Origin of the sequence: Streptomyces sp. NPDC052109, from assembly GCF_040680195.1 — a bacterium.
In the GTDB taxonomy this organism is placed as follows: Bacteria; Actinomycetota; Actinomycetes; order Streptomycetales; family Streptomycetaceae; genus Streptomyces.
Map to the genome: position 1 here is coordinate 205,617 of NZ_JBFAWF010000005.1, position 24,915 is coordinate 230,531.

Below are 24,915 nucleotides of genomic sequence, written 5' to 3' on the forward strand. Positions count from 1 at the left end.
CGTCACCCCGCCCCGAATCCACTCCGTCGCCCCCCATTGCATCACGGGTCCCGCCGGTACGACGGCGTGCGGGCTAGGATCCCGGCCATGGCCCTGACCCTGAGCGACGTGGACCGGTTCGAGGCGTCCAGGCCACGTCTGGAGGCCATCGCCTACCGTCTGCTCGGCTCCGCGAGCGAGGCCGAGGACGCCGTGCAGGAGACGTTCCTGCGCTGGCAGGCCGCCGACGTCGACCGCGTCGAGGTCCCCGAGGCCTGGCTGACGAAGGTGCTCACCAACCTGTGCCTCAACCAGCTCACCTCGGCCCGCGCACGCCGCGAGACCTATGTGGGCCAATGGCTGCCCGAGCCGCTGCTCGCCGGGGACCCGATGCTCGGCCCCGGCGACACCGCGGAACAGCGCGAGTCGGTCTCGTACGCGGTGCTGGTGCTGCTGGAGCGCCTCTCCCCGAACGAGCGGGCGGTGTACGTGCTGCGGGAGGCCTTCGACTACCCGCACCGGGAGATCGCCGGGATCCTCGACATCACCGAGTCCGCCAGCCAGCAGATCTTCCACCGCGCCCGCAAGCACGTCGCGGACGGAAAGCCCCGTACCGAGGTCGACGAGGCCGCCGCGCGGCGGGTCATCGACGAGTTCCTCGCGGCCGCCACCAGCGGCAGGACCGAGCCGCTGGTACGGCTGCTCACCCAGGACGCCATCGCCGTCGGGGACGGCGGCGGCAAGATCCCGGCCCGCGCCAAGGCCTTCGAGGGCGCCCTTGCCGTCGCGACGTTCATCCGGGGCCTGTTCAAACCCGGCGAGGCCAAGCGCGCGTACGCCGGCGGCTCGCCCGAGATCCACGTCACGGCCGCCAACGGCCGACCCGCCGTCGTGGCGGTCGTCGACGGCCGGGTCGTCGGCGTCATGTGCCTGGAGATCACCGCCGAGGGCATCGCCGCGTTCCGCAACCAGGTCAACCCCGACAAGCTCGAACGCGCGACCAGGCGGTGGGCCGCCACCGACCACGGCGAGCCCCTGCTCCGTGTCTTCTGACCCCGATGCGGGTCTCGATGTGAGCTGCTTCACACCGTCTTCCTGTCAGGAATCGGCGGGCCGCCCGGTTCAAGGGCCGACCCGCTGAAGAGCTCGATGACAGGAGAACGGACATGCAGCACCGCATCGTGGTCCTCGGAGCCGGATACTCCGGAGCGACCGCCGCCGGGCGGCTCGCCAGGCGGCTGCACCGCGAAGACGCCGCCATCACCGTCGTCAACGCCGAACCCGACTTCGTCGAGCGCGTGCGGATGCACCAGCTCGCGGCCGGCGAGGACCTCAGGTCCCGGCCCTTCAGCGAGGTGTTCGCGGGCACCGGCGTGGAACTGAAGCCGGCCGAGGTCACCGGAGTGGACGTGGACCGCAGGGCCGTCACGGTCGTCGGCGCGGGCGGCACGGAGGAACTGGCGTACGACACCCTCGTGTACGCCCTCGGCAGCGGCTGGAACGACCAGGGTGTCCCCGGCACCGCCGAGCACGCCCATGAGCTCGCCGGCCGCCCCGGAGCGCTCCGGCTGCGCGAGCGCCTGGCCGGCCTGGACGCCGGACGGTCCGTGGTCGTGGTCGGCGGCGGCCTCACCGGCGTGGAGGCCGCGACCGAGATCGCCGAGGCCCGCCCGGACCTCGACGTCGCCCTCGCCGCCCGCGCCGGACTCGGCGACTGGCTCTCGCCCAAGGGCCGCCGGCACCTGCGGAAGGTATTCGGCAGGCTCGGCATCACCGTGCACGAGCACGCAGCCGTCACCGCAGTCGAGGCCGACCGCGTCACCCTCGCCGACGGCACGGCCGTCCCGGCCGCGGTCACCGTGTGGACCACCGGCTTCGCCGTCCACCCGATCGCCGCGGCCACCGCCCTGGAGGTCACCGACACGGGCCGGATCGTGGTCGACCGGACCATGCGCTCGGTCTCGCACCCCGACGTGTACGCCATCGGCGACGCGGCGATGGCGATGGGCCCCGGTGACCAGCCGCTGCGGATGTCGTGCGCCTCGGGCGTCCCCACCGCCTGGCAGGCCGCCGACGCCATCGCGGCCCGCCTGACCGGCACGAAGGTGCCGAAGACCCCGCTGCGCTACTTCAACCAGTGCATCTCTCTGGGCCGAAGGGAAGGTCTGATCCAGTACGTCACCGCCGACGACCGCGCCGTCCGGGCGGCCCTGACCGGACGGCTCGCCGCCCTCTACAAGGAGCTGGTCTGCAAGGGGGCGGCCTGGGGCGTCGCCAACCCGACGATCGGGATGCCGGTCCGGCGCCGCCGCGTCGTACGGCGGCCGGCCCGGGCCGAGGCGGCGCCCAACTGACGGCCGGCCCACGGGGCTCGGAGGCCGGCGGCGCGCTTCGGGGCGCACGCCGCGCCCGCGCCCTCGACGGCGGCCGGGCGCGCACCATCGTGAGGACGGGCGGCCTGCGAGCAGGGCCAGGCGGAGGCTACCTGTGCCTTCCGCCGCCCTGGCCGTCGCTCACCTGGCCGCTCCCGGCCGTGCCGCCGGAGGGGCCGTCGCTCGCAGTGCCGTTGCCGGAGGTGCCGGTCCTCCTGGAGGTGCCGGAGTTCCCGGGCGTGCCGGTCTTCCCGGGCGTTCCCGCCTTCCCGGACGGGTCGTCGCCCGAGGTGCCGGTCCTGTCCTTCCTGCCGTTGCCGACGCCCCCGGCTTGGCCGGACCTGCCCGTGCCGGCCGGCCTGTGCGGCGTGGCGGTCGCCCGCGCCAGCTGCTCGGAGCAGTACGCGGAGACACCGGCCTCGCCGCCGGCCGCCGTGACGAGCTGCTGCCGGGCTCTCGCGTCGAGCGCCCTGACCCGGTGCCGTGCCTGCTCGTAGGCACGGCAGTGGGCCTCGGTGCCCCGGTCCGGCGCCGGGCGGTCCACCGGGCGGGAGCCGCCGGCGGGAGCCGACGACGCCGCCCCGCCCGCGCGGTCCGGGGCGACCGTCGCCGGGTGGGCGGTTGGCCGGCCGGCGACGGCACCGTCCGCCGACGAGCCGGCGGAGCCGATGGCCGCGACGGCGACGCCGCCGAGGGTGAGGCTGGCGAACACCACACCGAAGGTCGTCTTCAGGGGACGCAGGACGCGCCGCTCGGCGGCCGGCCGCCAGTCGTCCCGCCGCCGGGTGCGCGCCCGGTGCGTGCCCGAGACGCGAGCGGCCCGGAACGCGGCCACGGCCCGCCGCTCGGCCCCGGGGTCGACATCCCCGGCGCGCAGGACGGCGGCCAGCGCCGTTTCCAGCGTGGCGGACCCGGTCGCATCCGAAGCGCCGGACCCGGTGCGGGGCTGCGCAGGCCGACGGCCCGGTGCTCCGTCGCCGCTCAGCCGTTCACCCATGTCCGCTTCCGTTCCCGTCCTGTTCGTCCGGCCGTGTCGATGCCTTCCGCGCACCGGGCCCGGCGTCGTCCGGTCCCGTCCGTCGCCGTCCGGGGCCGGCCGCCGTGGCCGGAGCCGTTCACGTCGACTCCCCCAGCGTCCCGGAAGCCCCATCCGTCACACTCTCCTCCGCCTCGCCGCCGACGCCGAGTTGGCGTGCGAGGCGTTTCAGGCCTCGGTGGGCCGCTGTGCGCACCGCTCCGGGGCGCTTGCCGAGGACGCGTGCGGCGGCGGGACCGTCGAGGCCGACCACGACCCGCAGGAGCACGGCCTCGGCCTGGTCCCGGGGCAGCCCGCGGACCAGTTCCAGGGCCCGCTCGGTGGAGAGGGACTCCAGGGCCTGGTCATGGGTGCTGTGCGGACCGGGCAGGTCCAGTACGTCCTGCTCGGTCCCGGCCGCCCTGGGCCGCACGCGCCGGCGGCGCAGATGGTCCAGTGCCCGGTGCCGGGCGATGGTCGCGGTCCAGCCGCGGAACCCGGCGCCGTCGCCCCTGAACCGCCCGAGGTCGCGGGCGACCTCCAGCCAGGCGTCTGCGGCCACGTCCTCGGCGTCGTCGCCGACGAGGCCGCGCAGATAGCCGAGCAGGCTCGGCTGCACCAACCGGTAGGCGACCGCGAAGGCGGCCTCGTCGCCCTCCTGGGCCCGCGCGACCGCCGCGCCGAGTTCCCCGTCGTACGCCGGTGCGCGCCGGGGGTGCCGTGCCTGGGCCAAGACTGTCCTCGTTCGCGCCGGTCCGTTGCGGGCTCGTACCGTCCGCTGCGCTCCGGTCGCATCGACGGCCCCACAGTGACCAGCGTCTGTCCTCACAGAAATGTCACAACGTGGCGGAAGCCCTTCACAGGGCCGCTCGTGACCGGCTCCGTGTCGTTCGCCGCCTCCCCCCCCCGTGAGCGGCACCGAGAGCGACGGGGCGGCCGGGACCCCGCCCGCTCACGGGGTCCCGGCCGGCCCGCGTGATGCTTCGGCGCCCCCGTGCGCTGCCTGTGGCATGAGCGCGTACCTCCGTCTGCGAGCGGTGCCGGCGTCGGCGCTGCGTAACAGCTCGACCTGGCTGGAACGGCTCTTCGAGGGCGACTCGGAGACCGTCCGGCACTACCGGGACCAGGAGCGCATCTACGCCGGCGCTTCCCCGCACCCCCTCGCCCGGAACCGTCCCCAGACCCAGGTGGTGCTCGGCGGCCGGCCGGTGTTCCGCGCCGACCGGCACCGACCGCCGCTGCTGGTGCTGACGGCGGCCCAGGCCCGCCGGGTGGCCGGGTTCCTGGCGACGGCCCACTTCGCCGCGCTGTGGGACGCCGCCCGGGACGCACTGCTGCCGCACTACGGCGGCGTGACCGCGGAGCCCGAGATCTGGCGGGCGTTCGCGGCCGCGCACCAGGAGCTGAAGACGTTCTACACGCACACGGCCGAGCGCGGTGACGCGGTGGTGAAGTGGCTGCCCGGACGTGAGGTGTAACAGTTCCGGCCCGCGGCGCTCTCTCCTTGCGGACGACCACGTCGGTCGGCCGGGACAGGGGACACGACTCGTGCAGTGGACGGACGAAGACGGCACAGCGTGCGGCGAGGGGCCGTACGGCGGTACCGGGTACGCGCAGGCCCGCGGCCGGCAGGACAGCGGCAGGTCGTTTGCCGCCGCGCACGGTGACGTCCTCACCGTGCCGTCCCCGGAGACGGACACCGGGAAGGGCACCCAACCCCTCCCCGTCGTGGCGGCACCGGAACCTGAACCGGACTCCGGCACGGAGCCGGCCGCGCCGGCGGGCGAGCCGGTGCGGCCGGTCTTCGTGGACTCCTCGGGGCAGCGCCAGCGCCATGTGCTGCGCGCCGCCCGGCTGCTGGTGGTCCCCGCCGTCGCCTATGTCGCCCTGCTGGTCAGCACCATGCTGGGCGGCCCCACCGTCAGCGCCCCCTTCGTCCCGCGGCCGGACCCCGCACACCCGGCCACGCACCGCGTGAGCAGTCCCGGCTCCCGCTCCGGCACCGGCCACTCGGCGGGGAGCAGGGGCTCCCACGCGGGGCAGGCGCCCTCCGGCCCCGTCGGGCGCGAGGCGCCCTCCGGCCCGGCCGGCCGGCCGACCGCCCCGAGCGCTTCGCCGGCCGCGACCGCCTCCACGGCCCCGACCGCCGCCGCCCCCGGGCCCACCGCGGCGCCGACCACGACCGCCTCCGCGTCCTCCGCCGCCACCCCGGCCCGCTCTCCGAAGGGGCGCGCCCTCGGCGCGTCCCACCGACCCGTGAAGTGATCCAAGGCCCCCACGTGACCGACCGTTCCCGCCGCACCGCTCCCGCCCGCCGCGGCCGTAGCCGCCCGATCACCCCCCGCGCCCACTGGCTGCTGCTGTGCGTGCTCGCGGTGACCCTGTCGACGACCCTGCTGCTGCAGGGCTACACGCACCACATGTTCGGGATCACCTCGGACGACGTGACCGGCGCCCGCGGCCGGAGCGGCACGGTGCCCGCCCGGGTGGCCCACGGCGGCCCCGTGATCGCGGACGCCGCGACCTCCGCGCACACCGCCCGGCCGAAGCCCCGTACCCTCGCCCTCACCTTCGACGACGGCCCCGATCCCGTGTGGACGCCGCGCATCCTCGACGTGCTGCGCCGCAACCACGTGCACGCGACCTTCTTCGTCGTCGGGACCGAGGTCGTGGCCCACCCCGACCTGGTCCGCCGGATCGTCGCCGACGGCCACCAGATCGGTATCCACACCTTCACCCACCCCGACCTGTCCCGTCTCGCTCCCTGGCAGCGTTCCCTGGAACTGCGCGAGACCCAGCTGGCCGTGGCCGGCGCGGCCGGGGTCACCACCGCACTGCTGAGGCCGCCGTACTCCTCGGAGAACGACGCGCTGGACGACGCCGACTGGTCCGTCCTGAGGCAGGCCGACGCGGCGGGCTACGTCACGGTGCTCTCCACCCAGGACGCCGAGGACTGGCAGCGCCCCGGTGCGGACCGCGTCCTGGCGAACGCGACACCGCGCGGCGACGCCGGACAGATCCTGCTGATGCACGACGGCGGCGGTGACAGGTCCCAGACCGTCGCCGCGCTGAACGCCCTGATCCCCCGGCTCAAGGCGCGGGGTTTCCGGTTCGAGACGGTCGGCGCCGCCGTCGGCATGGCCGGGCCGGTCCAGCGTGCCGGCCTCGGCGACCACCTGCAGGGAATGGCCCTCATCGACGCGTTGCGGGCCGGCGACGGGGCCGTCCGGCTGCTGGATGCGCTGATGTACGCGGCCGGCGCGCTCAGCGTGCTGCGGGCGGCGGTCGTGCTGGTCGCGGCCCGCCGGCACCGACGGCAGCGGTCGGGCCGCCGGCGCGGGGGCTGGGGGCCGCCGGTGACCGAGCCGGTCAGCGTGATCGTCCCCGCGTACAACGAGAGCGCGGGGATCGAGGCGGCCGTGCGGTCCCTGCTCGCCTCGGACCATCCGGTGGAGATCATCGTGGTGGACGACGGCTCCACGGACGGCACCGCCGACCTGGTGGAGTCGCTCCGCCTGCCGGGCGTGCGGGTGATCCGGCAGGAGAACGCGGGCAAACCGGCCGCGCTCAACACCGGGCTCGCCGCCGCCACCTGCGAGCTGGTGGTCATGGTCGACGGTGACACGGTCTTCGAACCGGACACCGTCCGCACGATCGTGCAGCCTTTCGCGGACCCGCGCGTGGGTGCCGTCTCCGGCAACGCCAAGGTCGTCAACCGGGGCGGGCTGCTGGGCCGTTGGCAGCACATCGAGTACGTGGTCGGGTTCAACCTCGACCGCCGCCTGTTCGACCTCGGCGAGTGCATGCCGACCGTGCCCGGCGCGGTAGGCGCCTTCCGCCGCCGGGCGCTGCTCGCCCTCGGCGGCGTCAGCGACGTCACCCTCGCCGAGGACACCGACCTCACCATGGCGCTGTGCCGGGCCGGCTGGCGCGTGGTGTACGAGGAGGGCGCGGTGGCCTGGACCGAGGCGCCCGCGTCCCTGAGCGCCCTGTGGCGGCAGCGGTACCGCTGGTGCTACGGCACGCTGCAGGCGATGTGGAAGCACCGCGGCGCGGTGGTCCAGCGCGGCGCCGCCGGCAAACTGGGCCGCCGGGGCCTGCTGTATCTCCTCCTCTTCCAGGTCCTGCTGCCCCTGCTCGCGCCGGTCGTGGACATCTTCGCCGTGTACGGCCTGGTCTTCCTCGACCCGGTGCGGATCACCGGACTCTGGCTGGCCTTCCTGCTGCTGCAGCTCGGCATGGGCCTGTACGCCTTCCGCCTGGACGGTGAACGCCCCGGCCCGCTGTGGAGTCTGCCGCTCCAGCAGTTCGTCTACCGCCAGTTGATGTACCTGGTGGTGATCCAGTCCGTCTACACCGCCGTGTCCGGCTCCCGCCTGCGCTGGCAGCGCATGGAGCGCTACGGCAGCCTGCGGGCCCCGGCGGGCACGCGGTCCCCCGGCGACCAGGGCACCCCGGCTCCCGGGCAACCGGACCCGCACGCGGCCGTCCCGCCGGCCGGCCCATGACGGACCCGTACGCGGGCGTGGCAGTCCACCGCCCACGACACCAGCCAGTGGTACCGAAAGGACAGTGATCCGAGCCATGAGCGGAACCCGGCGCCGACCGCCGCGGCGCGCAACCGCCGGCAGCCGCGCGGCGGGGCACCGCGGCACGCGCCGTACCGGCGTGCGCACACGCCGGATCGACTATCCGAGGGCGGGCCGGACCGGCCCGCGCCGCTGGCTGCCGTCGTGGCGTCAGGTGCTGGGGTCGTTCCTGGCGTGCGTCGGCGCGGTGGCCGCGGCCGTCGGGTACGCCTACGCCACGGTGACCATCCCCGACCCCAACCCCTCGACACTGCTGCAGAACAACGTCTACTACTGGTCCGACGGCACGGTGCTGGCCACCGACGGCAGCGTCAACCGGCAGAACGTCACCCTGGCCCAGGTGCCCCCGGACGTGCAGGGGGCCTTCATCGCCGCCGAGAACGCCTCCTTCTACACCGACCCCGGCATCGACCCGCAGGGCATCGCGCGCGCCGTCGTGCACATGGCCGGGGGCGGCTCCGTCCAGTCCGGTTCGACCATCACCCAGCAGTTCGTCAAGAACACCTACCTCGACCAGTCGCAGACGCTCTCGCGCAAGTTCCGGGAACTGCTGATCTCCGCAAAGATCGGCGCGAGCATGAGCAAGCAGCGGATCCTCCAGGGCTATCTGAACACCTGCTACTTCGGCCGGCAGGCCAACGGCATCGAGGCCGCGGCCCGGGTCTACTACGGCCTCCCGGTGGAGAAGCTCACCGTGAGCCAGGGCGCGTTCCTCGCCGCCGCGGTCAACGAGCCGAGCCTCTTCCAGTACGCCGACACGGACCCCCGGGCCCGGGCGCGGGCGCAGGCCCGCTGGTCCTGGGTGCTCGACCGGATGGCAGGGACCGGCAGGCTGACGCGGCAGAAGCACGACCGCATCGCGGCGGCCGGCTTCCCCGCGCCCAGGAAGTGGACCTCCGGCTCCGGGCTCACCGGCCAGAGCGGCTATCTGGTCCAGCTGGCCCGGTCGTACGTCCAGGAGCACGACCCCGGCATCACCGACAGCGGTCTGAGCCGGGGCGGTTACCAGATCCACACCACGTTCGACCGGAGGAGGACGGCGCAGCTGGCCAAGGCCGTCGCCGAGGTGCGTGCGGAGCGCCTCGACCCGGCTCACCGGGCGGCCGACCGGGACGTCCAGGCCGGCGCCGCCTCGGTGGACCCGGCGACCGGCCGGATCCTGGCCGTCTACGGCGGCCCCGGCTATCAGCGGGCCCACTACGCGGACAACGCCGACACCTCGGGCGTCCCGGTGGGGTCGACCTTCAAACCGGTCGTCCTGGCCTCCGCGCTCCGTTACGGGGCCGTCCTGAAACCGGGCACGTCCCCGGCGCCGATCACCCCGGGCAGCAGGTTCGACGGCGACGACGGCATCAGGATCAAGGACCAGCAGGGCGACTACGTCACCGACGACAAGGACCCCACCGGTCTCCTCCACCAGCACAACGACACCGCGCACCGGTGGGGGTACATCACCCTGCGCCAGGCGATGGAGCAGTCGGTCAACACGCCGTACGTGCAGCTGGGCGAGGACGTCGGCTACGGTGACGTGGCCCGCACCGCGAGGGCCCTGGGCCTGCGGTCGGCGAGCCTCGCCGCGCCCAGCGCCGGCTTCTACATCGGCACCTCCACCCCGAGCGCCATCCGCATGGCGGGCGCGTACGCGACGTTCGCCGCCTCCGGGATGCGGGCCGCGCCGTACTCGGTGACCAAGGTGACCCACGACGGGGCCGTCCTGCCCGGATTCACGGCTCCCGCGCCCGTACGGGCCCTGCCGGCGGCGGTCGCCGACAACGTGACCGGTGTCCTGCGGGGCGTCATCACCCGGGGCACCGGCACCAGGGCCCAGGCCCTCGGCCGTACGGCGGCGGGCAAGACCGGAACCACCGACGACTACCGGTCGGCCTGGTTCATCGGCTACACCCGCCAACTCGCCACCTCCGTCGTCCTGTTCAAGGAGGACCCGGCCCACCCCCAGCTCCGGTCCCTGGTCGGTGTCGGCGGGCTGCGGAAGGTGTTCGGCGGCGACATCCCCACCGAGATCTGGACCCGGTACATGCGTGACGCCCTGGCCGGCCTGCCCGACCTGCCGTTCCCCGCCCCGCCGTCCCTGGGCCACGGAACCGACGAGCCCGGCCTCCCCAGCCCCTCCCCCTCGCCCGCCCCGGCCCACGCCAGGCACGACGGCAGGCCGGGCAGGCGGACGACCGCTCCGGCCGCTCCCCGGCCGGGGCTGCCGGGCGGTCACCCCAAGTGCCGTCCGCACAAGTGCCGTTGACAGCACTTCGCCCCGCCGGAAGGCCGACGGGGCGAAGTGATCCGTTCCGTTCCGCGTGTTACTTGGTGAAGGCCGCGACGCCGTTCGGGGTGCCGAGACCCGTCGGGCCGTCGTAACCCTTGCCCGCCTTGCAGAGGTAGGTGGTGCAGGTCCCGTTGGAGCCGTCGGTGACGTCGTTCAGCTTGTCCGGGTGGGCGTAGGGGTAGGAGGCCGGCACGTCACCGGCGCCCGGGGTGCCGGCGAGGGCGTAGACGCCGGCGACGAACGGCGCGGAGGCGCTGGTGCCGCCGTACACGTTCCAGCCGCTCGCCTGGTAGGTGTCGTAGACGGCGAGACCCGTGGCCGGGTCGGCGACGGACGCGACGTCGGCGACGGCGCGCCTGGTGCAGCCGGTGTCCTTCTGCCAGGACGGCTTGGCGTCGTACTGCGAGCAGCCCGAGCCGGCTCCGTCACCACCGGCGGACGTGCCCCACACGGACTCGGACCAGCCGCGGGTGCTGCTGTCCTTCTTGAGCGAGGTGCCGCCGACGGCGGTCACGTACGGCGAGGCGGCCGGGTACTCGACGCCGTACCCGCTGTCGCCGGAGCTGACGGTGATGGCGACGCCGGGGTGCTTGAAGTACGTGTCGTCGGCGGAGGTGTCGTTGGCCTCCTCACTGCCGCCGTAGCTGTTGGAGACGTACTTGGCGCCCTGCTTGACGGCCTGGTTCACGGCCGCGCCGAGGTCCTCCATGTTGGCGGACTTGGCCTCGACGAGCAGGATGTGGCACTGGGGGCAGGCCGCGCTGACCATGTCCACGTCGAGCGAGATCTCCCCGGCCCAACCGGAGTCCGGCGTCGGGTAGTTCGTGCCGCCGTCCTGGTCGACCTTCTTGAAGCAGCCGTTGCCCGTGCTGCACTCCGGCAGGCCGTACTGGGTCCGGTAGGCCGCCAGGTCCTTCTCGGCGTTCGGGTCGTCGTTCGCGTCGACGATCGCGACGGTGGCGCCCTTGCCGCCGTCCTTGGGCAGGTTGTAGGCGGCCTGCAGGTCGGCCGGCCCGAAGCCCTTGGGGGCGTCGTGGCGGCCCAGGGACTTCTGCGCCTTCAGGTCGGTGCGGACGACCGCCTGGCAGGCCATGTAGCCGGGTTTGCTCGGTTGCGAACACAGCTGGCGGGTGTGCACGGCGGCGGCCGGGCCCGACGCGCTGGTCGTCGTGGACGAGGTGTGGGCCGTCGGGTGCGAGGCGGTGGTGGTCGTGGCGAAGGCCGCCGACTGGGCGCCGACGGCCAGGCCGCCGGTGATCAGAGCCGCTGCGGACAGGAGCGCGGGCGCCGCGCGGCGTATCGGGTTCCTTCTGCGGTGGGACTGCAATGAACTGCCCTCCGTGGGGGGATGGGTGGCTCCACGCCGGCGGCCGGAGGCGATGTGCATGTCGTGTGCATGACAATCGCTTTCCGTTGGGGGTGGCCGGGTGGAGTCCGGAGTCGGGCATCGTGCCGATGCTGCCACCCCGGTCAGTGGTGGCCATCCCTGAGGCTATGGACAATTTGCCGAAGAGAACAGGGGCAGTTGGTAAAAACCTCGATTCCAACGCCCCCGGCCCGCCCGGTACGTTGTGCGGTCATGGAGCTTGAAGTCGGAACCATCAACGATCTGATGTCGCTGGGCCTGGCCCGGTACGAGGCACGGGTCTACCTGGCCCTCGTCAGGCGAGGTTCCTACACGGCCGCCGAAGTGGCCCGGGAGGCGGATGTGCCGCGCCAGCGCGTGTACGACGTGCTGGACGCGCTCGTGCGGCGGCAGTTGGCCACCACCCATCCCGGGCGCGTGGCCACGTACTCCGCCGTCACCCCCGAACTGGCCCTGGCCCGGCTGATGGCCGCCCAGCGGGAGTCCGTCGACCGGCTGGAACGGGTCTCGCAGAGCTTGGCTGGTCTGCTGCAGCCCCTGTGGTCCCAGGGGCGGGACCACACCGACCCGCTGGACTACATCGAGATCCTGCGCGACCCGAGGGCGATCTCCGAGCGCTTCGCCGACATCCAGCGGCAGGCACGGCACGAACTGCTGACCTTCTGCAAACCGCCGTTCGTCGCCCCCGCGGAGAACGCGGAGGGCCTGGCGGTGGTCCACCGGCTCCACCGGGCGGGCGGCACCGTCCGGGCGATCTACCTCGACGACGCCCTCGGCGACCCCGAGACGGTGGAGCACGTGCGGCGCTTCGCCGCGGCGGGGGAGGAGGCCCGCTTCGCCCCCGAACTGCCGCTGAAACTCGTCATAGCCGACGCCTCCCTCGTCCTGTGCGACATGCCGGACCCGGTGGCCGGTGCCGGCTCCACCACCACCCTCTTCATCGAGCATCCGGCCCTCGCGGGCTGCCTGCGGCTGGCCTTCCACAGCATGTGGAAAGAGGCCGCACCCGGCCCGGAAGCGGGCATGGCACCCTGACGGCGGATGTCAACTGCACGTGCTGACACAGCAGTTGGTGGGAGGTGAGGTCGGTCCGCGGAGGCCGCCCCCGCGGGCGCGCCCGGCGGGGCCCGCCGAGGCGGGTGGCTTCCCGCGGCCGGCGCCGTGGGCCGGCGTCGTCGGCCGTGCGGTGATCGGGAGCGGGGCTCACGGCCGGTTCACGGGCACTCCGGCGCGGACGTGCGTGTCACCTCTCGTGGCGGGAACTCGGCGGTCATGAACGCTGAGCGAGGAACCCGGGGGTCGTACTGGATCGAGACCGCGCCGGGCGGCGACCCCGCTCCCCCGCCGACCGGTGACCTCTCCGTCGACGTGGCGGTGGTCGGCGGCGGTATGGCGGGGCTCAGCACCGCCTGGGAGCTGGCCCGGCGGGGCCGCGAGGTGGCCGTGCTGGAGGCCGGCCGGATCGCCGCCGGGGTCACCGGCCACACGACGGCCAAGCTGACCGCTCTGCACACGCTCGTCTACGACCACCTCCGCCGCACCCGTGGCCGTGAGGGCGCGCGGCTGTACGCCGCGTCGCAGTCGGCCGCGCTCCGCCGTGCCGCCGAGATCGTCGCCGACCTCCGCATCGAGTGCGAGTGGGAGGAGGCGGCGGCCTGCACGTACGCCGAGAGTCCGCAGCGTGTCGCACAGCTGCGGGCGGAGGCCGAGGCGGCGCGCGAGGCGGGGCTGCCGGCCGAGTTCGTCACCGGGACGGAGCTGCCCTACCCGGTGGCCGGTGCGGTGCGGGTGACCGGCCAGGCGCAGTTCCATCCCGTGAAGTACCTGCTCGCCCTGGCCGACGACCTGCGCCGACGCGGCGGCGCCGTGTACGAGGGGACGCGCGTCACCGGCCTGACCGAGGGCGAACCCTGCGTCCTGACGACCGACGCGGGCGTGTCGGTGCGCGCCCGCGAGGTCGTGGTCGCCACGCACTACCCCGTCTTCGACCGTGCCCTGCTCTTCACCCGGCTCTCCCCGCGCCGTGAGCTGGTCGTCGCGGGCACCCTCGACGCCGGCAGTGCGCCGCGGGACATGTACATCACGCCCGAACAGAACACCCGGTCCGTCCGCAGCGCCCCGTACGGCGACGGCACACGTCTGCTGATCGTCACCGGCGAGCACTTCACCCCCGGCACCGCCGACGTCGAGGAACGGTTCGACCGGCTGACCGCCTGGGCCGGCAGCCGCTTCCCGGGCCTGACGGTCACCCACCGGTGGGCCACCCAGGACAACGACTCCACCGACTCGGTGCCCCTGGTCGGACGGCTCCACCCCGGCAGTCGTCACACCTACGTGGCCACCGGATTCGGCGGCTGGGGGCTGAGCGGCGGCATCATGGCCGGCCGGCTGATCAGCGACCTCGTCGAGGGGCACACGGTCGAGTGGGCGGGCCTGTACGACCCGCGCCGGCTCGCCTCCGTGGTCCGCGAGGGCATGTCGTTCCTCAAGCACCAGGCCCACGTGGCCAAGCACTTCGTCGGCGACCGGCTGCCGCCCGTCACGGCACCCTCGCCCGAGGACCTCGCCCCGGGAGACGGTGCCGTCATCCGGGTGGGCGGACACCAGTGCGCCGTCCACCGGGACGACAGTGGCCGGCTCCAGGCCGTCTCGGCCCGCTGCACCCACCTCGGCTGCCTCGTCGCCTTCAACCGCGCGGAGCAGGCCTGGGAGTGCCCGTGCCACGGCTCCCGTTTCGCCCCCGACGGCCGCATCCTCCAGGGCCCCGCCGTGCGGCCGCTGGAGCAGCGCGAGATCCACTCGCCCTGACACGCACGGTGTCCGGCCACGAGCGACGCACACGGCCTCCGCCCGGAACCTCAGCCCTGCCGCGCGGCCACCTGCCCTTCGCGATCTCCGGCGTCGTCGCTGCGGGGCCGGCCCGGTCGGCCGGTGCATCAGAGCCGGCGTCGCGCGGTCCGCGAGGGCCTGCGCCACCAGCGCGTGGTCGCTCAGTCGTGGTCGCTCAGTCGTCGCGGAGGTCCAAGGAGCGGCCGATGATGGCCCGCGCGACTCCGACAGAGGTACTGCCCTGGGCGAAGGCCCGGGCACGCAGACGCAGGAGGGCCTCCTCGGCGCTCACCCCGAGCTGGACCATGATCATGCCGGTTGCCTGGTGCACCTCCTCCCGGTCGGCCTCCGCTCCTGCGAGCCACGTCACGACTCCTTCGGGATCCGGAGAAGCGCGATCGAGGGCGATGACGGCCAGAGTGAGCGCGTCGGCGACCAGCAGGGCGGTGCGGACCTGGGCGCTGTCCAGGGAGCCGGGCCGCTCGCGGTACAGGTCGAGGGTGCCCAGCGCGGTCCCGGCACCGGCCAGCGGCAGTGAGAAGGACGCCTGCGCCCCGGCCTGGGCCGCCTGCACGGCGAACAGGGGCCAGCGGCGGGTGTCGGGGGCCCGGGTGAGGTCCGTCGCGAACACCGGCGCACGCAGCCGGACCGCCTCCGCGCAGGGACCCTCGCCGAGGGTGTACTGGATCTCCGCGAGCCGCGCGGCGACGCTGTCGCTGGCACACAGCACGATCCCGAGCTCCGAGCCGCCGCCGAGGATCGACACGGACAGCCCCGAGGCCACCGGGAGCAGCGCGACACAGGTCTGACACAGTGCCTCGGGCACTCTCGCCGGGGCCAGACCCCGCACCGCTGCGATGAGTTCATGGGCGATGTGCGCACGTTGGACGTCCGTCTTCTGTTCGGCGTCTCCGTCGCCCAGGACGTCGTCGCCTGTCATGACTCTCAACTCCCACGCCGCAAAAGGCTCGGTCCGATCTTGGTACGAGGCACCGACCGCCTGCGCCACCGCCGCGGCACGCGGTCGGTCAACACCGCCGTACGGCGTTTCCGACGTCCGCCCGCGTCGGCCCCGTCGCCACCGACCGGGTTTCCGCCGGGTACCGGGGGAAACCAGACGCGGGCAGGGTGCCCCGTCCGCGCGGGCCGAGCAGGGTCAGCGCCGCGCCGGCCGCCTCCGCCACGCCGATGCGCAGCAGCTGGGGGTCCGGACGGTCGCCGTGCGGGTCGCCGGGCGGGCCCGGTGTCCACAGGGCGACGTGCCGTTCGAGGGGCGGCGGACCCCACAGGCGCGGGGACACGGGGCCGTACAGGGTCACGGACGGGGTCGCGTGGGCCACCGCGAGATGCGCGAGGCCGGTGTCCCCGCTGACCAGGAGCGGGGCGTGGGCGACGAGCGCCGACAGCTCGGCGAACGGCAGCCCGCCGCGCAGCTCGTCCCCGGCCGGCAGGCCGGCGCGGCGGGCGACCTCCCGGACCAGCTCGTCCTCCTTCGGGCCGCCCGTGACGACCACCCGGTGACCCGCCCCTCGCAGCCGTCGCACGAGGGCGGCGAAGCGGTCGGCGGGCCAGCGCCGCGCGGCGGACTCGGCGCCGGGATGCACGACCACGGCTCCGGGCGCCGGGGAGGCGGTGGCCGGCACGGGCAGCCGTACGTCGTCCGGGTCGGCGTCGATGCCGTGGGCCGCGAGGAAGCCGCACCACCGGTCCCGCTCGTGTTCGTCCGGCCGCCACACGGGCGGGCGGGCGGGGGACGGGCCGGAGCCGGCGTACGCGAGCAGGCGGCGGGGGGCCAGGGCGGCCAGCGCGTCACGGCTCTGCGGGCCGTTGCCGTGCAGGTCGATCCCCACGTCGGGGGGCCCGTCCGGCCATCCGGTCAGGGGCGGCACCCCCCGACCGGGCGCCTCGGCCGGGAGGACCGCGTCGACGGCGCCGGTGGCCAGCGCGGCCTCGGTGAGCGCCGCCGGCAGGGCCAGGACGACGCGGTGACCGGGGAAGGCGCGCCGGATGCCGCGCAGGGCGGGCACCCCCGCCAGGAGGTCGCCCAGCCCCAGTGCGCGCAGCACGAGCACCCGGGGCGGGCTCGTACCGCTCACCGGCGCTCCCGCTCCGAGGGGCGCCGCGCCGGCTCCGCCTCCGAGGCCGCACGCCGGGCGATGCCCGTGGTGGAACGGCCGTCCAGGTAGGGGAAGAGCACCACCTGGCCGCCCCAGCTCTCCACCAGCGAGGCCTCCGGCAGCCGGCCGAGGGCGTAGTCGCCGCCCTTCGCCCAGATGTGCGGGCGCAGCTCGCCGAGCAGCCGTTCCGGGGTGTCCTCGTCGAACACGGCGACCGCGTCGACGCACTCCAGCGCCCGCAGCACCCGGATCCGGTCGGCCAGCGGCACGAGCGGCCGGCCGGGGCCCTTGCGGCGGCGCACGGAGGCGTCCGAGTTGACGCACACCACCAGGCAGTCACCGGCCCGGCGCGCGGCCTGCAGCAGGGAGACGTGCCCGGCGTGCAGCAGATCGAAGCAGCCGCCCGCGGCGACGACCGTGCCGCCCGCCGCCCGGACCCGGCCCACCGTGCCCAGGGCGTCGTCGGCCGCCGAACCCGGCCGGGCATCCCCTTGCGACGACAGCGAGCGGACGCCGCCCTCGGCGACCCACCGGGTGGCCGCGTGCACGGCGGCCCGCACCGCGGCCTCGGTGAACCCGCCGTCCGCCAGCAGCCCGGCGGCGGTCGCCGCGAACCGGTCACCGGCGCCGCAGGCGTCCCCCTCGGCCGTGACCGGCGTCGGCACGAGCAGCGGCGTCTCCCCGTGCGACAGCAGGGCGCCGCGGCCACCCAGCGTGACCGCCACGGCGGCCGCCCGCCACGCCCGCACCAGGGTGCCGGCGTCCCGGGCCGCGCTCTGCAGCGCGCTGGAGCCGTCGCCGTCCGGGACGGTGACCGGGCGGCCGGCGAGGGAACGTGCCTCGGCCGCGGACGGCGTGGCCAGCCGGACGCCCGGCACCGGCGGGCCGCCGCGCGGATGCGGGTCCCAGACCACGGGGACCCGCGCGGCCGCCGCCGCCAGCGCCTCGCGCAGTTCGTCGGCGGTGCCGCGCCCGTAGTCGGCGACGAGTACGGCACCGGCGTCGGCGACCGCCCGGCACGCCTCGGCCGTGGCTTCCCGCGCCCGGCCGTCGCCGTCGTCCAGGCGCAGCAGCGGCCTGCCCTCGGCGAGGACGCGGGTCTTGGTGGACAGGGCGCCGCGCAGGGGCAGCCGCACCAGCCGCACCCGGTCGCCCAGGAGACGGACCAGGCAGGTGCTGCTGTCGTCCTCGCCGACGGCGGTGACCAGCGTGACGGGCCGGCCGTCGGCCGCCGCGAGGCAGGCCGCGAGCGCGGCGCCGCCCGGCCGGCTGGTGCGCCGGTTCCCGCTGAGCACCGGCACGGGCGCGTCGGGCGCGAGGCGTTCGGCCCGTCCGCACAGGTCGTGGTCGAGCAGCGCGTCCCCGACGACGAGCAGCGGGGCCGGGGCGGTCACCGGCCCGCCTCCTCGAGCCGGCCCGCCCGTTCGACCGCCCGGTCGAAGGACTCGCAGAGCATGTGCACGGCCACCAGATGCAGCTCCTGCACCGTGGCCGACGTCGCCGCGTCCACACACACGCGGTCGTCCGCGGTTCCCTCCAGGGGGTTGGTCGCCGGACCGGTCAGGGCCCACACGCTCAGCCCGAGGCGATGCGCCTCCTCCGCGGCGACCAGCAGGTTGGCGCTGGCCCCGCTGGTCGACAGCAGCATGAGCACGTCGCCGGCCCGGCCGTGCGCGCACACCTGGCGGGCGAAGATCTCCTGGACGCCGTAGTCGTTGGCGATGGCGGTCGTCGAGGAGGTGTCGGCGTGCAGCGCGAGGGCGGAGAACGGCGGGCGGTCGTCGCGGTAGCGGCCGACCAGCTCGGCGGTCAGGTGCTGGGCCTGGGCCGCGCTGCCGCCGTTGCCCGCGACCAGGAGCCGGCAGCCCGCGCCCAGCCGGGCGGCGAGGCAGGACCCCCACCGTTCGAGGACGGGGGTGGCGTACCCGCGGAACCCCTCGAGCGCCTTCATCAGGTCGTCGCAGTGCGTGACGTCGGTGGCGAGTGTCATCGGACCACTCCCGAGAGCGAGGGGACGGCGGAGACGGCGCCGTAGACCCGGCTCACGCCGTCGGCCACGCGGTCCCAGGTGTAGCGGGCCAGGACGCGGCGCCGTCCGGCGGCGCCGTAGCGGGCGAGCCTGGCGGGGTCGTCGAGCAGGCCGCGGACGGCGGCGCCCAGGTGGTGGTGGTCGTCGTCGGCGGGGATCAGGACGCCGGTGACGTCGTCCACGACGGTGTCGAGCTGCCCGCCGACGGCGGTCGCCAGCACGGGCGCGCAGCACGCCATGGCCTCGACCGGGACGATGCCGAACGGCTCGTAGCGGGGCACGGACAGCACGAGGTCGGCGCCGGACATCAGCCGGGGCATCCGCGCCGGGCTCACCCCGCCCAGCAGGGTCACCCGGTCGGCGACCCCGTACTCGGCGGCGATCGTCCGCAGCCGTTCCGCCTCCGGCTCGGCGCCGAGCAGGGCCGGTTCGGGTCCACCGGCGACGAGGAGTTCGGCGTCGGGGACGCCGGCCAGGGCACGGATGGCGCGGTCGAAGCCCTTGCGGGGGACGAGCCGGCCGACGGTGAGCAGCCGGCGCGGCGCGGACGGCGCCCGGCGGGCCCCGGCGACCGGCTTGAACTGCTCGGGGTCCACCCCGCAGGGCACGACGTGGACGCGTTCGGGCGGCAGCCCCATGGCCACGAGTTCGGACACCTCGTCCGCGCAGGTGGCGATGATGCCGGCGCACTCCAGGCCCACGGCCTTCTCGACGGCGATCCGTTCCCGGGGACTGGTGTCGGCGTCCCGCTGGTAGCGCCTCTTGACGGTGCCGAGCGCGTGGTACGTCTGCACCACGGGCACGCCCAGGGCGCGCGCGCCGGTCACCGCCGCCATCCCCGACATCCAGAAGTGGGCGTGCACCACGTCGGGCGGCTCGAACGCCCACCGCCGGGCCAGCCAGGCGCCGAACTCGGGTATGTACGGCAGGAGTTCGTCCTTGGGAATGGGCGCAGGCGGTCCGGCGGGCACATGGACGACCTGCACGCCGTCGTCCGTGACGACCCGTCCGGGAAGTCCGGGATCGTCGCGCCGGGTGTAGACGACGACCTCGTGACCGCGTCGCGCCAGCCGGCCGGCGAGCCGGGCCACGTAGACGTTCTGACCGCCCGCGTCGGGGCCGCCGAGCTCGGCCAGCGGGCTGGCGTGCTCGGAGACCATGGCGACGCGGCCGGCGGACGGGCGACTGGCAGTCATCGGGTGACCTCCTTGATCAGACGTTCCCAGTCGTCCCGGAAACGGCGTTCTGAGTAGCGGGCCAGCGCCGCGGCCCTGGCGGCCTCCCCGGTTCGCCGGGCGTGGGCGGGATCCACGAGGAAGGTGCGGACGGCGTCCTCGAGTACGTCGAGGCGGTTGGAGACCACACCGGCACCCTCCGGCACGGCCTCCCGCACCTCGGTGGTGTCGAGTGCCACCACCGGCATTCCCAGGAACATGGCCTCCAGCAGGGACAGACCGAGCGACGTCCACCGCACCGGGTGCAGGTACAGGCGGCAGCGGGCCATCGCCGGGTGCAGTTCGCCCTGCGGCAGGTCCCGGCTGCGGCAGCGCTCGGGGGACAGTCCCAGATGGCCGGCCAGTCCCTCGGTGCGCATGCCGAAGACGTCCAGCCCGACCGTGCGCGCGAACCGCGCCAGCAGGTCCGTGCCGGTCGTACGGCCGCGCCGTACGGGCTCGTTGACGACGACCGCCGCACGCCGCTCCTCGCCGGTCCACAGCGGGCCGGGGTCGATGACGCCGTGCTCGATCACCTCGGTCGGGGCGCGGCCGTTGTCCCACATCAGGTGGTTGAAGTGGGTGACGTGGACCAGGGGTACGTCGCCGCGGTCGGCGAGCGGGTGACGGGTGTCCACTGCGGACTCGTGCGGGCAGTTGTGCTCGACGTACACGGCCGGCACGTCGACACCGGCCCGGCGGCCCGTCCACCGCTCGGCCAGCGCGAGCTCGTGCGGTCGTTGCAGCACCATCAGATCGAGGTCGGCCTCGCGCAGTTCGTCGGGTCTCAACTCCCGTACCGACGAGGGCCATTGCCAGGTTCTCGCCCGTCCGAGGCCGTCCGGGCCGCGGTCGGGCGTCACCGGGACGAGGAAGGTGTGCGGCCCCTGGACGAACGACGTCAGCCACGAACCGTGCACATGCCAGACGAGGATGTTCATACGCACTCCTTGACCAGTTTGCCGACCGCGCTCACCACGTCGTCGGGCGTCACCTCCTCCAGGCAGGGATGGCCCGGGACGGGGCAGCGCAGGGCGCGGCTGTTCGCGCAGGGCGCGTTCTGGTCGCCGAGGAGCACGCTCGGCACTCCGTAGGGTGCCCACCGCTCCGCCGGTACGACGGGCGCGAAGAGGGACACGACCGGGGTGCCGACGGCCGCGGCCAGATGGGCCGGGCCGGTGTTGCCGCTCACCAGGACGTCGGCCGAGCGCAGCACGCCCGCCAGCGCGCGGGGGTCGGTCCTGCCGCCCAGGTCCACCGCCGTGTCACCGCTCACCCGCCGGGTCAGGCCGCTCTCGCCGGGGCCGCCGGTGACGACGACCCGGTGCCCGGCGTCGGTGAGCAGGGCCACCGCCTGGGCGCAGCGTTCGGGGCTCCAGGCGCGGGCGGGCGCGCTCGCCCCGGGGTGGACGACGACATAGGGGCCGTTGCCGGTCAGTGAGACGGTGTCGGGCGGCGGTACGACGCGCAGCCTGCCGTCGTCCCCGGGGGGCGGCGGGAAGCCCAGGGCGGCCGCGGTGTCCAGCGCCGCCTCGGCCTCGTGGCGGCCGGGCAGTCGCCGGTGGCGCACGTCCAGCAGCCGGCCCGGATGGTCGACGCTGTCGGCACCGATCCGCCCGACGCCCGCCAGCCGCAGCAGCAGCGCCGTGGGCAGCGGACTCTGGTGGAAGGAGGTGAGCACGAGCGCGGAGTCGAACGCGGCCTCGCGCAGCCGGCCCACCAGCGCGTCGACGTCCGCGGGGTCGACCGAGGGCGGGTCGAAGCCCTCCCAGGGCGCCGCCCACACCAGCACCTCGTCGACACCGGGCAGCAGCCGGGCCGCCGGTTCGCCGAGCGGACCGCAGAGCAGGGTGACATGGGTGCTGTGCGCGGCGACCGCGCGGACGGCGGGTCCGGCGAGCAGCACGTCGCCGAAGCTGTCGAGGCGTACGACGAGGGCTTTCACCCCGGCTCACCTCCGCTCTCCGGTCCCGTGGCGCTCTCCGCGAGAAGCAGGCGCACCGCCGTCAGCAGGTCGGGCGCGGTGCGGGGTGCCGCCTCGATCTCCTCGGGCAGCGTCGCGGCGGTCGGCACCAGCACGCCCCGCGCGCCCGCGGCACGGGCGGCCAGCACGTCGGCGCCGATGTCGCCGATCACCACGCAGTCGGCCGGTGCCACGCCCAGCCGCCGTGCCGCCTCGGTCACCAGCCCCGGGCGGGGCTTGCGGCAGGCGCAGCCGGCGCCGGGCGGGTGCGGGCAGTACACCCACGTGCCGAGGCCGCCGAGCAGCGCGTCCGCCCGCTCGTTGACCCGCCGGACCTGCGCGTCGGTGAGCAGCCCGCGGCCGATGCCCGACTGGTTGCTGACCACTCCGGTGGCGACGCCGGCGGCCCGCAGCAGGTCCAGGGCGCGCCGGGCGCCGGGCAGCGGACGGACCCGGTCGGGGTCGCCGTTGTAGGGGACGTCCTCGACGAGGGTCCCGTCACGGTCGAAGAGCACGGCGGCGGGCCGGGTCACGGCGTGCCTCCCAGGGGACGGGCCCGGCGGTGGCGTACCAGGCCGTCGATCCAGTGGCGGACGGCGAGCGGCGGGATGAGCACGCTGGTGGCGAGCATGGCGGCGATCTCGGGCGGGGTGCGCGGGCCCGGCGCGATACGGGCGAGCGCGAACTCGGCCGTGCCCAGTGCCCACAGCCCGCCGGCCGCCCCGGCGGCGCGGCGGCGGCCGGTCAGCGTGCAGCCGAGCGCGGTGAGCGCGGCCGCGGTGACCAGCGCGTGCCGGGGGAGCCGGCCCCGGGGCGCCTCGGCGCGGGTCCACCAGTCGCGGCCGTGCAGCCGGGTCATCAGGACGTCGTCCGCGTTGCCGCGCTGGGCCCGCACCGACGCCCAGCGGTCGGCCGGCCGGACGGGATGGCGGGTCGTGCGCCTGCCCCGGCGCAGCCGCCAGCCCGCGCCCCGTACCCGCAGGGCCAGGTCGGCGTCCTCCCGGAACGCCCGGCGGAACCGCTCGTCGAAACCGCCGGTCCGGCGCAGCGCGGCCGTGCGGTAGGCCATGTCGGCGGTGGCCCAGGCGGCCCGTTCCAGCCCGGCCGTGCCGCGCTCGAAGTCCGTCGGTCTGCGATCGCCGGGGAGCGGGACGGTCAGCCGCCCCTGGATGCCGCCCGTGCGCGCGCCGGCCGTCGCCAGGTCCTCGGCGAGGCGGTGGGACCAGTCGGGCAGCACCTGGACGTCGTCGTCCAGGAAGACGGTCCAGGGCGTGCCGACCGTTCGCCAGCCCGCGTTGCGGGCGGCCGCCGGGCCCCGGCCCCCGGTCCGCACCGTGCGCGTCCGCCCGCGCAGGACGCCGGCCGCGTCGAGCGGCAGCGGCCCGACGGGCGCCGGACGGTCGTCGACCACGACGACCTCCTCGGGCGGGTGCCCGCCGGCCGCCGCGAGCGCGCGCAGACAGTCGGCGAGGCAGGGCCGTCCGATCGTCGGGATCACCACGGAGTAGCCGGGGGCGGCGGTCATGCGAACACCTCCCGGCGGCGGACCGCGAACGGTCCGAGTGCGAGCAGGTCCACCGGCGCCGACCCGAAGCACTCCAGGGCGTCCCTGGGATCGTCGACCATCGGCCGGCCGGCGGTGTTGAGGCTGGTGTTGACCACGACGGGCAGCCCCGTGCGCCGCTCGAAGCCGTCGATCAGCCGGGCCACCAGCGGCTCGTCCGCCCGGTCCACGGTCTGGATACGGGCCGTGCCGTCCACGTGGACGACCGCCGGGATGCGTTCCCGCCACTCGTCGGCCACGTCGTGCACGAACAGCATGTACGGGCTGGGCAGCGGCCCGTCGAAGAGGTCGGCGGCGCGCTCCGCCAGAACCATGGGGGCCACGGGACGGAACTCCTCCCGGCCCTTCACCGCGTTGAGCCGCTCCAGATTGCCCGCGTGTCCGGGGTGCGCCAGCAGCGACCGGTGGCCGAGCGCCCGGGGCCCGTACTCGCTGCGTCCTTGGAACCAGGCCACGATCCCGTCCGCGGCCAGCTCCTCGGCCACGCTCTCCGCGATGTCCTCGGGCTCCTCGTACGGTACGGCCGCCCGCTCCAGCCAGGCCCGCAGTTCGGCGTCGCTCCAGCCCCGGCCGAGGGCGGCGGTCGGCATCGCCTCCACCGCCTCCTTGGCGTTCGCCACATGGAGGGCCGCGCCGAGCGCCGTGCCCGCGTCGCCCGCCGCGGGCTGCACCCAGATCCGGCGGAACGGCCCCTCCCGGTGCAGCCGGGTGTTGGCCACGCAGTTCAGCGCCACACCGCCCGCGAGCGCCAGCACCTCGTCCCCCGTACGGTCGTGCAGCCACCGCACCAGGCCCAGCAGGACCTCCTCCAGGCACGCCTGCGCGCTCGCGGCCGCGTCGGCGTGCTCCTGCGTCCACGGTGAGCCCGGTGCGCGCGGCGGGACGAGGGACGGCCAGGGGACGGGCCGGGCCCGGAATCCGCCGCGGCCGTCCGGGCGGACGTACTCGCGCAGCCGGTCGACGAGGCACGGCCTGCCGTACGAGGCGAGGGCCATCACCTTGAACTCGTCGCTGCTGCGCAGGAATCCGAGGTGCTCGGTGAGGTCCTCGTAGAACAGGCCGAGGGAGTCGGGCAGCCGCTGGGTGCCCAGGACGGTGAGTTCCCGGTTCGCGTAGCGCCCCGCGAGATGGGAGCCGCACTCGCCGCGGCCGTCCAGCACGAGGACCGCGCAGTCCGGATACGGGGAGGCCTGTCCGGCCGAGGCGGCGTGGGCGACGTGGTGCGGGACGAAGCGGACCTTGTCCGCGTCGAGGCCGGGCAGGGCCTCGGCGAGGAACTCCGGGGCCCGGCGCGCGTACTCCTGACGCAGGTGGTCCCAGGGGTCGTGCAGGCCCAACTCGGCTGCGGGCAGGGCGAGTTGGGGATCATAGGAGTAGGCGACCGCGTCCAGGTCGGACGGGGTGACGCCGGCCTGTTCCAGGCACCACCGGGCGGAGTGCTCGGGCAGTTCCCAGGCGGAGAACGGGACGGGCCGTTTGCCGTGCTTGCGGCGGCTGAAGCGCTCCTCCTCCGCGGCGGCCACGACACGGCCGTCCAGGACGAGGGCGGCGGCCGGGTCGTGGAAGAGGGCGTTGATTCCCAGGACGCGCATACGGT

At 75.1% G+C, this 24,915-nt stretch carries 21 protein-coding genes; 8 read left to right on the forward strand and 13 right to left on the reverse strand.

Annotated features, from left to right (window positions below; translation table 11 throughout):
• Positions 1 to 87: 87 nt before the first annotated feature.
• Together sigJ and AB0L59_RS13840 are read left to right on the forward strand one after the other, a co-directional pair.
• Positions 88 to 1,032, forward strand: a complete 945-nt coding sequence (gene sigJ, locus AB0L59_RS13835; RefSeq protein WP_365582504.1) for an RNA polymerase sigma factor SigJ — start codon at positions 88 to 90, stop codon at positions 1,030 to 1,032.
• A 113-nt stretch (positions 1,033 to 1,145) separates the two neighbouring features.
• Entirely contained in the window at positions 1,146 to 2,333 is a 1,188-nt protein-coding gene (locus AB0L59_RS13840) for an FAD-dependent oxidoreductase (RefSeq protein WP_365582506.1), read from the forward strand.
• Positions 2,334 to 2,460: 127 nt separating this feature from the next.
• Here AB0L59_RS13840 and AB0L59_RS13845 read toward each other — a convergent pair whose 3' ends face one another.
• Positions 2,461 to 3,348, reverse strand: a complete 888-nt coding sequence (locus tag AB0L59_RS13845) for a hypothetical protein (protein WP_365582508.1) — start codon at positions 3,346 to 3,348, stop codon at positions 2,461 to 2,463.
• Positions 3,349 to 3,466: 118 nt separating this feature from the next.
• Entirely contained in the window at positions 3,467 to 4,099 is a 633-nt protein-coding gene (locus AB0L59_RS13850) for an RNA polymerase sigma factor (RefSeq protein WP_365582509.1), read from the reverse strand.
• A gap of 277 nt (positions 4,100 to 4,376) precedes the next feature.
• On the opposite strand from AB0L59_RS13850, the gene AB0L59_RS13855 reads away from it, so the two are divergent.
• The 4 genes from AB0L59_RS13855 (at position 4,377) to AB0L59_RS13870 (ending at position 10,212) form a co-directional block, all read left to right on the forward strand.
• Positions 4,377 to 4,844: a DUF1877 family protein gene (locus AB0L59_RS13855; protein ID WP_365582511.1), complete on the forward strand. Its 468-nt coding sequence runs from the start codon at positions 4,377 to 4,379 to the stop codon at positions 4,842 to 4,844.
• Positions 4,845 to 4,914: 70 nt separating this feature from the next.
• Positions 4,915 to 5,631: a hypothetical protein gene (locus tag AB0L59_RS13860; protein WP_365582512.1), complete on the forward strand. Its 717-nt coding sequence runs from the start codon at positions 4,915 to 4,917 to the stop codon at positions 5,629 to 5,631.
• Between the two features lie 14 nt (positions 5,632 to 5,645).
• Positions 5,646 to 7,874 carry a bifunctional polysaccharide deacetylase/glycosyltransferase family 2 protein gene (locus tag AB0L59_RS13865; protein ID WP_365582513.1) on the forward strand — a complete coding sequence of 743 codons (2,229 nt, stop codon included), beginning with the start codon at positions 5,646 to 5,648 and terminating at the stop codon, positions 7,872 to 7,874.
• Positions 7,875 to 8,034: 160 nt separating this feature from the next.
• Entirely contained in the window at positions 8,035 to 10,212 is a 2,178-nt protein-coding gene (locus tag AB0L59_RS13870) for a transglycosylase domain-containing protein (RefSeq protein WP_365582514.1), read from the forward strand.
• Between the two features lie 58 nt (positions 10,213 to 10,270).
• On the opposite strand, the gene AB0L59_RS13875 is transcribed toward AB0L59_RS13870, so the two are convergent.
• Positions 10,271 to 11,623 carry a S53 family peptidase gene (locus AB0L59_RS13875; RefSeq protein ID WP_365582516.1) on the reverse strand — a complete coding sequence of 451 codons (1,353 nt, stop codon included), beginning with the start codon at positions 11,621 to 11,623 and terminating at the stop codon, positions 10,271 to 10,273.
• A gap of 192 nt (positions 11,624 to 11,815) precedes the next feature.
• Between AB0L59_RS13875 and AB0L59_RS13880 the strand changes: the two genes are divergently transcribed.
• Entirely contained in the window at positions 11,816 to 12,637 is an 822-nt protein-coding gene (locus AB0L59_RS13880) for a helix-turn-helix domain-containing protein (RefSeq protein ID WP_365582518.1), read from the forward strand.
• A gap of 237 nt (positions 12,638 to 12,874) precedes the next feature.
• Positions 12,875 to 14,410: an FAD-dependent oxidoreductase gene (locus tag AB0L59_RS13885; RefSeq protein ID WP_365582519.1), complete on the forward strand. Its 1,536-nt coding sequence runs from the start codon at positions 12,875 to 12,877 to the stop codon at positions 14,408 to 14,410.
• Positions 14,411 to 14,606: 196 nt separating this feature from the next.
• Here AB0L59_RS13885 and AB0L59_RS13890 read toward each other — a convergent pair whose 3' ends face one another.
• The 10 genes from AB0L59_RS13890 to AB0L59_RS13935 all read right to left on the reverse strand — a co-directional run bounded on the left by AB0L59_RS13890 (position 14,607) and on the right by AB0L59_RS13935 (position 24,910).
• Entirely contained in the window at positions 14,607 to 15,371 is a 765-nt protein-coding gene (locus AB0L59_RS13890) for a GAF and ANTAR domain-containing protein (protein ID WP_365582520.1), read from the reverse strand.
• An 88-nt stretch (positions 15,372 to 15,459) separates the two neighbouring features.
• Positions 15,460 to 16,527, reverse strand: a complete 1,068-nt coding sequence (locus AB0L59_RS13895; RefSeq protein ID WP_365582522.1) for a glycosyltransferase family 9 protein — start codon at positions 16,525 to 16,527, stop codon at positions 15,460 to 15,462.
• Positions 16,524 to 17,942, reverse strand: coding sequence for a PfkB family carbohydrate kinase (locus AB0L59_RS13900; protein WP_365582524.1), 1,419 nt, complete (start codon positions 17,940 to 17,942; stop codon positions 16,524 to 16,526). The genes AB0L59_RS13895 and AB0L59_RS13900 overlap by 4 nt, the downstream gene beginning before the upstream one ends.
• Positions 17,939 to 18,538, reverse strand: a complete 600-nt coding sequence (locus tag AB0L59_RS13905) for an SIS domain-containing protein (RefSeq protein ID WP_365582525.1) — start codon at positions 18,536 to 18,538, stop codon at positions 17,939 to 17,941. The genes AB0L59_RS13900 and AB0L59_RS13905 overlap by 4 nt, the downstream gene beginning before the upstream one ends.
• Positions 18,535 to 19,773: a glycosyltransferase gene (locus AB0L59_RS13910; RefSeq protein WP_365582526.1), complete on the reverse strand. Its 1,239-nt coding sequence runs from the start codon at positions 19,771 to 19,773 to the stop codon at positions 18,535 to 18,537. Before AB0L59_RS13910 ends, AB0L59_RS13905 begins: the two co-directional genes overlap by 4 nt.
• Entirely contained in the window at positions 19,770 to 20,732 is a 963-nt protein-coding gene (locus tag AB0L59_RS13915; protein WP_365582527.1) for a glycosyltransferase, read from the reverse strand. The genes AB0L59_RS13910 and AB0L59_RS13915 overlap by 4 nt, the downstream gene beginning before the upstream one ends.
• The gene (locus AB0L59_RS13920; RefSeq protein WP_365582528.1) at positions 20,729 to 21,736 is read right to left on the reverse strand and encodes a glycosyltransferase family 9 protein; all 1,008 of its coding nucleotides are present in this window, start codon (positions 21,734 to 21,736) and stop codon (positions 20,729 to 20,731) included. Before AB0L59_RS13920 ends, AB0L59_RS13915 begins: the two co-directional genes overlap by 4 nt.
• Positions 21,733 to 22,287, reverse strand: a complete 555-nt coding sequence (locus AB0L59_RS13925) for an HAD family hydrolase (protein WP_365582529.1) — start codon at positions 22,285 to 22,287, stop codon at positions 21,733 to 21,735. The genes AB0L59_RS13920 and AB0L59_RS13925 overlap by 4 nt, the downstream gene beginning before the upstream one ends.
• Positions 22,284 to 23,279 carry a glycosyltransferase gene (locus AB0L59_RS13930; protein ID WP_365582530.1) on the reverse strand — a complete coding sequence of 332 codons (996 nt, stop codon included), beginning with the start codon at positions 23,277 to 23,279 and terminating at the stop codon, positions 22,284 to 22,286. The genes AB0L59_RS13925 and AB0L59_RS13930 overlap by 4 nt, the downstream gene beginning before the upstream one ends.
• Positions 23,276 to 24,910, reverse strand: a complete 1,635-nt coding sequence (locus AB0L59_RS13935; RefSeq protein WP_365582532.1) for a carbamoyltransferase C-terminal domain-containing protein — start codon at positions 24,908 to 24,910, stop codon at positions 23,276 to 23,278. Before AB0L59_RS13935 ends, AB0L59_RS13930 begins: the two co-directional genes overlap by 4 nt.
• Positions 24,911 to 24,915: the final 5 nt, after the last annotated feature.